Annotated in this window: 9 protein-coding genes and 4 pseudogenes; 7 read left to right on the forward strand and 6 right to left on the reverse strand. The window is 42.3% G+C overall.

Translation table 11 applies throughout. From position 1 onward, the window contains the following. Positions 1–187: 187 nt before the first annotated feature. Both V7K40_RS33515 and V7K40_RS33520 read right to left on the reverse strand, forming a co-directional pair. Entirely contained in the window at positions 188–1,138 is a 951-nt protein-coding gene (locus tag V7K40_RS33515; protein WP_334967175.1) for an aldo/keto reductase family protein, read from the reverse strand. A gap of 206 nt (positions 1,139–1,344) precedes the next feature. Beyond that, positions 1,345–1,536, reverse strand: a complete 192-nt coding sequence (locus V7K40_RS33520) for a hypothetical protein (protein ID WP_334967176.1) — start codon at positions 1,534–1,536, stop codon at positions 1,345–1,347. 413 nt (positions 1,537–1,949) lie between these two features. Here V7K40_RS33520 and V7K40_RS33525 point away from each other — a divergent pair. From V7K40_RS33525 to V7K40_RS33540, 4 genes and pseudogenes are all read left to right on the forward strand, one after another. Continuing rightward, positions 1,950–2,177: pseudogene (locus tag V7K40_RS33525) on the forward strand (tyrosine-type recombinase/integrase); the annotation flags it as partial. 3 nt (positions 2,178–2,180) lie between these two features. Beyond that, entirely contained in the window at positions 2,181–2,648 is a 468-nt protein-coding gene (locus V7K40_RS33530) for a hypothetical protein (protein ID WP_334967177.1), read from the forward strand. Positions 2,649–2,650: 2 nt separating this feature from the next. Next, on the forward strand, positions 2,651–3,373 hold the full coding sequence (locus V7K40_RS33535) for a hypothetical protein (RefSeq protein ID WP_334967178.1): 723 nt from the start codon (positions 2,651–2,653) through the stop codon (positions 3,371–3,373). A gap of 478 nt (positions 3,374–3,851) precedes the next feature. Continuing rightward, positions 3,852–4,547 carry a transposase domain-containing protein gene (locus V7K40_RS33540; RefSeq protein WP_334967179.1) on the forward strand — a complete coding sequence of 232 codons (696 nt, stop codon included), beginning with the start codon at positions 3,852–3,854 and terminating at the stop codon, positions 4,545–4,547. Between the two features lie 56 nt (positions 4,548–4,603). Here the strand turns inward: V7K40_RS33540 and V7K40_RS33545 are convergent, their stop codons facing one another. Further along, complete coding sequence (locus tag V7K40_RS33545; protein WP_334967180.1) at positions 4,604–5,113, reverse strand: filamentous hemagglutinin N-terminal domain-containing protein; 510 nt, start codon at positions 5,111–5,113, stop codon at positions 4,604–4,606. 689 nt (positions 5,114–5,802) lie between these two features. Between V7K40_RS33545 and V7K40_RS33550 the strand changes: the two are divergent. Beyond that, positions 5,803–6,514: pseudogene (locus V7K40_RS33550) on the forward strand (IS1 family transposase). A gap of 283 nt (positions 6,515–6,797) precedes the next feature. Beyond that, positions 6,798–7,905, forward strand: a pseudogene (locus V7K40_RS33555) (IS630 family transposase). A 63-nt stretch (positions 7,906–7,968) separates the two neighbouring features. Here the strand turns inward: V7K40_RS33555 and V7K40_RS33560 are convergent. From V7K40_RS33560 to V7K40_RS33570, 3 genes and pseudogenes are all read right to left on the reverse strand, one after another. After that, positions 7,969–8,340, reverse strand: a complete 372-nt coding sequence (locus V7K40_RS33560; protein WP_334967181.1) for a hypothetical protein — start codon at positions 8,338–8,340, stop codon at positions 7,969–7,971. Between the two features lie 123 nt (positions 8,341–8,463). Next, positions 8,464–8,667 (reverse strand): annotated as a pseudogene (locus V7K40_RS33565) (helix-turn-helix domain-containing protein); the annotation flags it as partial. A 205-nt stretch (positions 8,668–8,872) separates the two neighbouring features. After that, entirely contained in the window at positions 8,873–9,139 is a 267-nt protein-coding gene (locus tag V7K40_RS33570; RefSeq protein WP_334967182.1) for a hypothetical protein, read from the reverse strand. A gap of 185 nt (positions 9,140–9,324) precedes the next feature. On the opposite strand from V7K40_RS33570, the gene V7K40_RS33575 reads away from it, so the two are divergent. Beyond that, on the forward strand, positions 9,325–10,862 hold a 1,538-nt coding region (locus V7K40_RS33575), incomplete at its 3' end, for a filamentous hemagglutinin N-terminal domain-containing protein (protein ID WP_334967183.1).

Consider the following 10,862-nt stretch of genomic DNA (forward strand, 5'->3'; position numbering starts at 1 on the left):
AGATAAGTTGACAGCTTCTCAGGTTAAATCTATTGCAGGTTGGAATTTTATTTTGCAGGCTTTATTTGTATCAGGTTTTTCGTGAAATGGTATAAGGCTTCTGGAAAACTTTTCGGTCTACTGAAGGTATATCCTTGACAGCAAGACAACAAAACTTTTGGGTTCGCTCCGAGAACTAGCTCTTTCCTTACCTTTGAACAACGGATGCCAGTATTTGGTCAATCGCTGCCAGTACATCTGTATCTAGCTGTACTCCTGATGCACCAGCATTATCAACAATTTGTTCTGGACGGCTAGCACCAATAATTGCTGAAGACACACGCTCATCTCGTAGTACCCAAGCTAGAGCTAATTGTGGCATACTCAACCCCAAATCTTGGGCAATGGGTTTGAGCTTTTGTACTGCTGTTAGTGTGCGCTCGTTAAATAACTCTTCCATCAAAAACGAATTCATCTTTTCGTTAGCAGCACGAGAATCTGGAGGTGGAGCTTGTCCTGGCTGGTATTTACCTGTGAGTACACCTTGAGCTAACGGCGACCAAACAATTTGACTGATGCCATTAGCTGCACATAATGGAAACACCTGTGCTTCCGGTTTGCGCCACAGCATGGAATACTGGGGCTGGCTGGAAACAAAGCGTTCAACATCAGCCAGATTGAGCGCTGCTTGGATCTGCTGCGGACTCCATTCGCTAAAGCCGATGTAACGAGCTTTTCCCTGACGCACTACCTCAGTGAGTGCCGTCATGGTTTCTTCTAAAGGCGTATTTGGATCGTAGCGATGGCATTGGTACAGGTCAACGTAATCGGTACGCAGTCGCTTTAAAGAAGCATCAATTTGTTTTCTGATTTGGTCTGCTGAGAGTCCTCGCTCAGTAACTGACATGGGAAAGAAAACTTTGGTCGCTAAGACATAACTTTCGCGCTCAGTGCCTTGCAATACTTCTCCCAAAAAGGATTCAGCCCCTCCCTGAGCGTAAACATTTGCAGTGTCAATAAAGTTAATTCCAACCTCAAAAGCTTTGTGTATACAAGCCTCTGCATTTTGCTGCTCTACACCACCCCCATAAGTTAGCCAGGAACCGAGACTAATTTCGGAGACGCTCAACTTGCTGTTTCCCAATTGTCTGTATTTCATTTGTATTTCTCGTTTTACTGTTGTTTTCATCTTTATTAATCTCCAAGAAGCTATTTTTAGCGTCTTTACAAACTTTGTCTCAAGCCACCAGAGCTTTCCTCATTCAAATTGCAGATATTTTGTCTGTTTAAATATACCTAATGAAGAGTCTCAATCTCTGCACCATCGCTTTGCAACTATAAATTCCGTGACAAGAGCAATCTTCTTTATATCCGAATGGCACGAAGATTCATATCAAACCTAGTCAGGGCTATCTTGTTGGGGGTAGGTGTAGGCTGAGTGTGTTTAGGAAAATTGAATTTTAGTGCATCAAATAGAACAACATCTTCTTCGGGAGCAACACCCAACACCCAAAAGTCAGTAATATCAAAGATATACTCGAAGTTGATCGCGAACAATTTGAGCAGTCACGCGTAAGTTTAGCGCAGGTGGGTTTTGTGCTAAAGGATGCAGAATCGGCGTGGCGAAAGTTTGTGGAGATGCATTCTGCCTACAGTACCTTACTCAACACCTTAATTGAATACTTCGCCACCAAACCGCCTTTATGGACTGATCATACTTTCCCTGCACCTCATCCGCTTGTTCGCAGATTTTGCAATCAAACGGGATGGTGATCGCCCTGCTCAACCTCAAGTCACTGATTCGTTGGCTTAAGTGTCAAAAACGCAAAAGAATTTTGACTTCTAGACAATGATCCTACTGCGATCGCTTTAAGGCATCTGCCCGAAAAAGAGATTTATATCGAAAAAGATAAATTCTTCAGCAAGGGACTCTTATTTTGTGTTTACACACATTCCTGTATACTGAATCCTTCGCTGTGGAAAAAATCGGTGAAATAGCTCTAATTGTTGATTTACATCCTCACTCCTTTCGACATACTTACGCTACTGACTTATTGCTATTGGGAGTTGACCCCAGCCATGCACGAAAATTAACAGGACATCAAAGCGAGAAAGCGTTTCGGCGGTATACGCTTCGCAGCGAACAATCAGCGGCGATCACTGCCTACTATCGTGCAATCGGAGAAGAAGTGGAGTAAGGTATGCCCAAGCCACTTGATCCCAAGTGCCAGTTATCCGCTAAGTTAGCAACTGCCCAAGCGAAAGTTTTACATGGAACAGCAGGGGACGGGTGTTGGAATCCAAAAGTCTCCCACAATCGCCGCTCATTCTATCGCCACCGCTCCCAGAAGAATTCAGCAGAAATTGATTCAGTAACAGTCGAACCACCAGCAACATATTTTGCAATGCTGTATTTGTATAAAGAACCGGGGGATAAACCATTACACGCTATGTCGGCAGAACTCTGGCTGGGTCAAAAACCTGTTTGTCGTTTGGAACCAATTCACTGTTTTGGGCTAACGGCTGGCAAGATCCGCGCCTATACAGATCAGATGTTACAGGCATTTGCATCTCAATATAGTGTTTCACTATATCAATATAAGGATATGTTTGAGATTACCTCAAGTTACTGCCCAGTGCGTCCTTGCCCTCTACATCCACAATCCTAGAGATGACCACATACCGCCAATTAACCATCTGGGATCTGCTTGATGAATTATCAGAATCTCCACCAACTTCTTCCTTTGATGCTGTGTGGGATTGTTTGGATGCCGAGCTAGAAAGTTTACCTTTAGAAGCACAGTTATCAACCGTAGCACTTGTTTTCAGTCAAATTGCGGATATTCTCAAGTCTCGTGCCGAAGTGCTGTTGCAAGATACCCGCGATGGGCTACGCCCCGCCGTAGGCGATCGCAATAGTCTTTTGGGGCCAATTGTTAGCACCGATCTCTTTGCTGGTCTAGTGCGGACAACAATGCACCTAGATTTAGATGATTTGATTGAACCGCAAATACCACAAACCTTTAAACCACACGGCCCACACCAATTTTCATATCCTAACCAGGAGGGTAATTCTATAGTAGCACCTGTTGAAAAAGCGAATGTTTTGGCAATGCTCGATGAGGTGACAAGTTTAGAAGATGTCCACAAGCTGGCGGGTGATGAAGATGTGGAAAAATGGCTTAGTGCGATCGCTAACTGCCTGATAAATGTCAAAGATGAGATTTCTTTAGTTAAACTGCAACGTGTGTTGCAAATGCCGATGGTAGAAGTATGGTTGGGATTATTGCTGGGTGGGTTTACACTAGAACAGCGTGGTGATTTTTATTACAATCAAAATGCCTGGGTGAAAAGCTCTCTAACTACTACCAATAACAATACATTCGCCATATAGGAGAGTCCTGCGTGCGATATCTACGATAAGCTCCGCTAACGCTCTTAACGGGCTACAAATCAAAATCAAGAGTGAAAGTTTGGTCATCAGAATCCTCTTGTTTAGCGTGGAGCCAAAAGGCACAGGATAATGAGTTGGCAAGTTTTTGGTTGACCAATATGCACTTTCTATAAACCCGGCGAAAAGCATCACTTTTATTGGTACACAGTATAATCATTCGGAACGAAATAACCTCTCGTTTGCTCTCAGGTGGTCGAATCCCTGAGTAGGTGCTAACCGGATGCAGCGAGTAGGGAAGATTGAGTCAGAAGCGAATGTCTGGGGTAATGCCCAGAATATGCAGACAGACTTACGGTGATTTGGATGATATTGTCTCAAGTAGTGAGTAAATATGTCTAATACACAGTCTCGAATGGCACTAAGAAAAGCTCTAAGCTATACAGGATAGTGGTTATGGCATTTATATTGAGCAGTCAGGGTGCTTGTTCTTACAGGTATCCCTTCATTTTTTGCATACCTGCTACCTAACGATCACTCTTCATTTAGTCTAAAGTCCAGTTTTAAAGAACTGTTACCATTCCTTGTAATTGAGCAAGCTTTGAGGGAACTGAAAATTAAGTACAAGAAGCGGTTATTTGATCCATTTGTAACGTTATGGGCATTTTTGGCTCAGGTTTTAGATACTGATAAAAGTTGCCATAATGCTGTAAGTAAAATAATTGCACAACTGGCAGGAGGAGTAGAAGTTCCCTGTCTTCGAGACGCTCCGCGAACAACAGATGCAAGCGCTTATTGCCAAGCTAGGGCAAGACTACCAGAAAAATTATTAGAAAAACTTTTTGGTCAGGTTGCACAAAGTTTAGAAGAGAAACTGACAGTAGAATATTTATGGTGTGGTCGAAACGTGAAAGTAATAGATGGGTCAACTGTCTCTATGCCTGACAGTGTAGAGAATCAGAAACAATATCCTCAACCAACAAACCAACAGCCTGGATGTGGATTTCCAATTGCAAAAATAGGTGTGATATTTAGTTTAGGGACGGGGGCTGCCGTTGCCCTAGCCATAGACATTCTGAACACCCATGATATTAAACTAGCGAGGAAGTTGTATAGCTTTCTCAAACCCAATGATGTGCTTTTAGGACACGTAGACCAAATGCATCCTCGCCACTAGGAGTAGCTCCTGCTGGTGCAGTCGAACTATTTTGAATCGGTGCAGCTGCAATTTGATTAAATAATAAGGCATTTGGATTTACTGTTAACAAGGGTGAAGGTGCTTCTGGATTTGAGGCGCTGAAAAATCACGAATTGCCAAACCCAATGGCATTGTCTGTTGTGGCAAGAAACGAACCGCCGATATTTATTACCAAAAATAATCCCATTAGGATTGAGCAGGAATAAGTTTGCTTTACCCAATGTACGAATCGACCCATCAATGTTTGAAACACTTGAGCTAGTGACTCGTGTGAAAATGTTTTGAATATCGAGTACATTATTGAAGAAAGCTGTCTGACCAGTGGGAACAGAAAACTCTCTAAAGCTGTGGAATAGGTTAACGCCTCTTGTCGTTCTACCTGAGATAATCCTGGTATTACCGTTTAATGTCACCTTGGAATTATTTGGCAGAGTCTCATCTGGCGTAATTTGAGCAACTGAGCTATTTGTATATAAGACTATTCCACTCCCAATCACAATTCCTAGACTTTGCCACCAGTACAAACGTATAGATACTCCAGACATTGCACTCTCCTATTGAAAAGGAAATTTAGCGAGTGAATCCTCAATTTACAGCGCTTTGTATGTAAAAGAAGTACACCGTTAAGAGTGATTCAGGAATTACCCATAAAAATAGATATGTAACAGTCTATAAAAATGGTGTACTCCAGTTACCTGAAATACGCTGTCTTTAGGCAATTTTCCTTCGCCAATCAAGACTCTGCTTTGCTTTGCGCCTATCTGGCGTTCTCCCGGCACCTCCAGATAGTGAATAAACCAAAGTCATTGCTACCAATTAAGAATCAGAAGGCCAAGCTAAAAAACTTCTGATTCTCAACAGTGAATAAACCAAAGTCACTGCTACCAATTAAGAATCAGAAGGCAAAGCTAAAAAACTTCTGATTTACCACTTGCATTGCTACTGGTGTCACCTAGACGATAACTAGTTTGGGTGACAGCTAGATTTACTAAATTGACCCCAAGAAGGAGATTTTTCGTGATCCGAAGATCATGGTCATTTCGCGATGCTGGCACGCTCAATCAGTGTCTTTGAGGGTTAAGTGTGGAATCACGCGCATCAGTTAAAATCCACTAGATTGCAACAATGATCGATAGATAGAACAAGGGGAATCCAATGCAGCCAGTCTATTCGGGAGAATCACTCACTCAGGATTAGCATTGCATAATAAAGGGATGAATTGAGGTGTTCTACTATGCAATGTCCATACTGTGAGTCTACGGAGATGAGAAAAAACGGAAAGCGACGAGGTAAACAGAATCACATATGTGTTAAGTGTGGTCGTCAATTTATTGATGTTTATAGCCCAGCAAAAGGCTACTCAAATCAGGTCAAACTTGAATGCTTAAAAGCCTACGTCAATGGCATGGGGTTGCGAGCAATTGAGCCTGACAAAGGTGTTGATCATACAACCGTAATTTATTTGCTAAAACTTATTGGTGAGCAACTCCCAGATGCACCGCCAACTACGGAGATACCATCCGTTGGAGAATTAGATGAACTGGAAACTTTTGTCGCTTCAAAAAAACAAATTTTGGTTATGGACGGGTGTAAATTACTTTCGTGTTGGCGAAGCCTCTGGAAGAGAAGCTATTCTGGCTTGGGTTTTGGGAGATCATAGGGGCAAAACATTTAAACCATTGTAGGAGATTGTTTGCTGTTGGCAATGTTATTTCTACGTCACAGATGGATGGAAAATTTATCCCAGTTTTATTGCACCAGGAAACCATATTGTCAGCAAAACATGTATCACCTACTTAGAAGGTGAAAATACTCGTTTACCTGATTATCTGGCACGACTACATCGAAAAACATTATGCTATTCTAAATCTCTAGATATGCTCAAATACTCGATTCGATTGTTACTTTACTACTTAAAGTATAGAAAAATACCTATATTTCGCTGAACCGCATTTATGCAACGCCTAAAATTTGAGTTGAAAGTCCGGGATATTGTGGAACATAGCAGACCAATTCTTAGGGACGTGTTCAATTCCTTGAAAAGTCATATCAGGATGGAGTGGATGCTCGCTCTGAATGTAATGTTAGGAGCAAAACAGGCTAAAAACGACACCTCAAGGAGCCTTCTTTCCTGTTCCCTGTTCTCTACCTACGTAAGTAAGTTATATCAAGTTCGGTTAAATACTTATAATAAAACTGGAATCGTTGCAGTGCATCAATCTAAGTATTATGCCCAAACGAATTGCGCTCGCAAACCACATTAGTTCCGAAGAACTCTTAGCTGGTTATCGTCAGGCGACAGAAGCAACACAACGCAGCCATTACCAAATAATTTGGTTATTAGCGACGGGAAAAACACCGCAGGAGGTAGCGCAAGTAACAGGATATACCATAATCTGGATTTATCAGTTAATAAAACGCTATAACCAGTATGCCACCAGCGCTCTAGGAGACCAACGGTATCATAACCCAGGTAAAGAACCAAACTTAACAGATGTGCAACAAGCGCAACTGTGGCAAGTACTGGAAGACAAAGCACCAGATGGTGGGTTGTGGAATGGTCGTAAAGTGGCAGATTGGTTAAGTGAACTGACAGGAAAACATATAAGTCGGCACAGAGGATGGGAGTATCTACGACAAATGACATATAAGCTACGTGTTCCTCGGCCGGAACATGGAATGAGCGATCGCATTGAGCAAGAAAATTGGAAAAAAAACTGAATTTAAGGCTGAAATTTCTTCAAGCTCGATATCCAAATGCTGAAATTGAGGTTTGGAGCATGGACGAACAGACGCTTGAGGACTCGCTAACGCTTCGCTATCGTCTTGCGCTATCGTCTTGGACTTCATCCGATTCTGCGTCGAGTTTGGGTACAAGAAGGCTCTCAACCAATCGCCTCAGTTATACAAAGGTATAAATGGATGTGGTTGTATGGTTTTGTACATCCAGAATCAGGTGAAACCTATTGGTGGGTTCTGCCCTATGTAAACACAGAGATATTTAATCGTGTCTTGGCTGATTTTGCCAGGGAATATGGTCTTGGAAGTGACAAACGAATACTTTTAGCTATTGACCAAGCAGGTTGGCATACAAGTAATGATTTAGATTTATCAGAGGGTATCGATTTAATATATTTACCTGCATACTCACCTGAACTCCAACTGTTCAGTTCGTTTGTGGCCTCTGACTAACGAGATTGTCGCCAATAGCTCACCAAATTCTTTAGATGAACTAGAAGCTCTATTAGTGCTTCGTTGCCAGAAACTGATGACACAGCATGATTTAATCTCTGGTCTAACTTGCTACCATTGGTGGCCAAAAACAAGGGCAACTTAATTATAAGTGATTATCCAAACTTGATATTATTTGATCAAACTAGATTTTTATACAAAGGAAACACTACCTTATTTCATCAAGTTTTGGCAGATTTTGCACACTCACTTCAGAGGATGTAGGAAATTTCTGACTGCATTGAACAAACAACACAACAACACCGCTTGCAACCACAGCAAAGGCTGAGGGAATAAATGGTAAACATACCCCTTGTTTTAAAAGGATAATGCTCCCAAAAGGAACTGCCCAAAGGGCGATCGCACAAGCTCCATATAAAATGATAACTATCCTAAATATAGCGCATCCCTTATTGAGTAGCGAACGACACACGCGCCAAACAATTAGACCAGACACGCTTGACCATGCCCATATCCAAACAATATCGACCCAGAAAGGCAGAACCCCAAGAATTGGACGTTCGTCTAAAACTGCACTCACAATTTGGCAGATTATATGCAGGTAAAAACTCTAACATAAAGTTAGGGAGTTCCTGTCCAATTTTAGCGAGAATATCTTTCCGCTTATGGAAACTAGTATTATCTGAAATTAAGATAATCTTCGCGTTCTAAGGGAACAGCCTAAAAATTTAGCAATTTCGTGTTGCGGTTTTCCATCATTTTGCAGCAGAATAATTAGAATTCTTTCTCTAACGTGTGCTTGACCACTCTCTTTTAGAGCTTGTTGTAACTGGCTGACTTGTTCTAACGTTAAAAAGTTCTTGGCTGGTGGCGGCGTAGTTGCTTTGAAACAGTTTCTTCTTTTTATTATGCAACTTCAGTGCCGATTAGCTTAATGATGCAGTGCAGGTAGGTTTGATTACTTTCAATCTAAGCAATGATAACCACGATCGCTTATCTATTACCAGCAAAACAACTACTACCACACCAGAACGCATTGTAGAAGCTACTGGGTGGGTGCTAAACAAAAAAGGGGAAGTCGTCCTGACAGCAAATCTTCCCACCACTACGCCTCATAGTTCTTGGTTGAAGCCAGCATCTTGCAGAGCAATTCCTAATTCGTAATTAATATTCGTCAGATTGCAATCTGGTTTTTTGTCATCAACCCGCAATTCGATTGTATCGACTGACAATGCGATTGTATCGATTGACAATGCGATCACATCAACCCGCAATGCGATTGTATCCACTGACAATGCGATTGCATCAACCCGCAATTCGATTGTATCGACTGACAATGCGATCGCATCAACCCGCAATTCGATTGTATTGACTGACAATGCGATTGTATCGGCTGAGGAATTATCTTGTATAAATTTATGTAAATAAATTAGTCAGTTTTGTGGAAAACTAGCGCCATTGAAACTGAGAATTATCCAGAGGTGACTGCAACCTACCGTCAACCTACATTAGTGGTGTGACATAAACAAAAGTTTAGCGATCGCTGTCTGCTTAGAGAGGTGCAATGTCCAAGATAAGTATTCCTTGGGGCTGGTTTTTAGGAATTGCAATATGTGGTTCAAGTACAAATTGCGCTTTTGCCCAAATTATCCCAGATGGCACTTTGCCTAATAACTCTAGTGTCAAATTAGAAGGGAATAACAGCATCATTGAAGGAGGAACTCAAGCAGGTGGGAACTTGTTCCACAGCTTTCGGGAATTTTCTGTCCCGACTAACGGTGCTGCTTTGTTTAATAATGCAGTGGATATTCAGAATATCATCAGTCGGGTAACTGGTGGATCAGTCTCTGATATTAATGGCTTAATTCGTACTAACGGTATAGCTAACCTGTTTTTGCTCAATCCCAACGGAATTATTTTTGGCCCCCATGCCTCCTTAGACATTAAAGGTTCTTTTGTGGCAAGTACGGCGACTAGTCTGAAATTTGCTGATGGCATAGAATTTAGTGCAACTAATTCTCAAACCACTCCTCTACTGACAGTGAGTGTTCCTATTGGCTTGCAATTAGGAAGTAATCGGGGAAGTATCCTCAATCAATCACAAGCAATTAATAGCGATCGCAATGGTGAAATTGTCGGTTTGCAAGTAGAACCAAGTAAAACTTTAGCACTCGTGGGCGGTGATATTGCGTTAGAAGGCGGCTATTTAACAGCAGCAGGGGGACGAATTGAATTAGGCAGTGTGGCTGGACTTAGCTTTGTGAGCCTAAACCCAACAAACAGCGGCTGGATTTTAGGATATGACGGTGTACAAAATTTCCGGGATATTAAACTGTCTCAGCGAGCTGTTGTAGATGCTAGTGGCAGTGGCGGTGGGGATATTCAAGTGCAAGGTAGGCAGGTGACGGTCACTGATGGTTCACAAATAGCAGCTAAGACTCTAGAGACAGGACTAGGAGGGGCTTTGAGCATAAATGCCTCTGACTTTGTACAAGTGAGCGGAGAATCAGCAAATCCTCAAGATTTCAGCCGTTTGACCACTCGAACCGAAGGTAGTGGAGATGCTGGAAACTTGACGATCACCACGAGCAAGTTTATTGTCCAGAAAGGGGCACAGGTATCTAGTGGTACTCGTCCTAGAAGTACAGGGAATGGGGGAAATTTAATCATCAATGCCTCAGACTCGGTAGACGTGAGTGGAGAATCAGTAGATGGTGGAGTCAATAGCCGTTTAACCACTCGAACTGAAGGTGGTGGAAACGCTGGAAACTTGACGATTACCACCGGGAAGTTGATTATTCAGGCTGGAGGACAGATATCTACGGGTACTCTTGCCAATAGTCAAGGCAATGGGGGAAATTTAACTGTCAATGCTTCAGACTTAGTGGCGGTGAGTGGAGAATCAGTAAATGGTGAAGTCAATAGTCGTTTGACCACTCGAACTGAAGGTGGTGGAGACGCTGGAAACTTGACGATTACCACCGGGAAGTTGATTATTCAGGCTGGGGGACAGATATCTACGGGTACTCTTGCCAATAGTCAAGGCAATGGGGGAAATTTAACTGTCAATGCTTCAGACTTAGTGGCGGTGAGTGGAGAATC

This window comes from Nostoc sp. (genome assembly GCF_036917195.1).
Classification (GTDB): Bacteria; Cyanobacteriota; Cyanobacteriia; order Cyanobacteriales; family Nostocaceae; genus Nostoc.

Coding starts and splice junctions, on each gene's coding strand:
- V7K40_RS33515 (WP_334967175.1), bottom strand. CDS start 1,138: ATGAAATACAGACAATTGGGAAACAGCAAGTTGAGCGTCTCCGAAATT.
- V7K40_RS33530 (WP_334967177.1), top strand. CDS start 2,181: ATGCCCAAGCCACTTGATCCCAAGTGCCAGTTATCCGCTAAGTTAGCA.
- V7K40_RS33545 (WP_334967180.1), bottom strand. CDS start 5,113: ATGTCTGGAGTATCTATACGTTTGTACTGGTGGCAAAGTCTAGGAATT.
- V7K40_RS33535 (WP_334967178.1), top strand. CDS start 2,651: ATGACCACATACCGCCAATTAACCATCTGGGATCTGCTTGATGAATTA.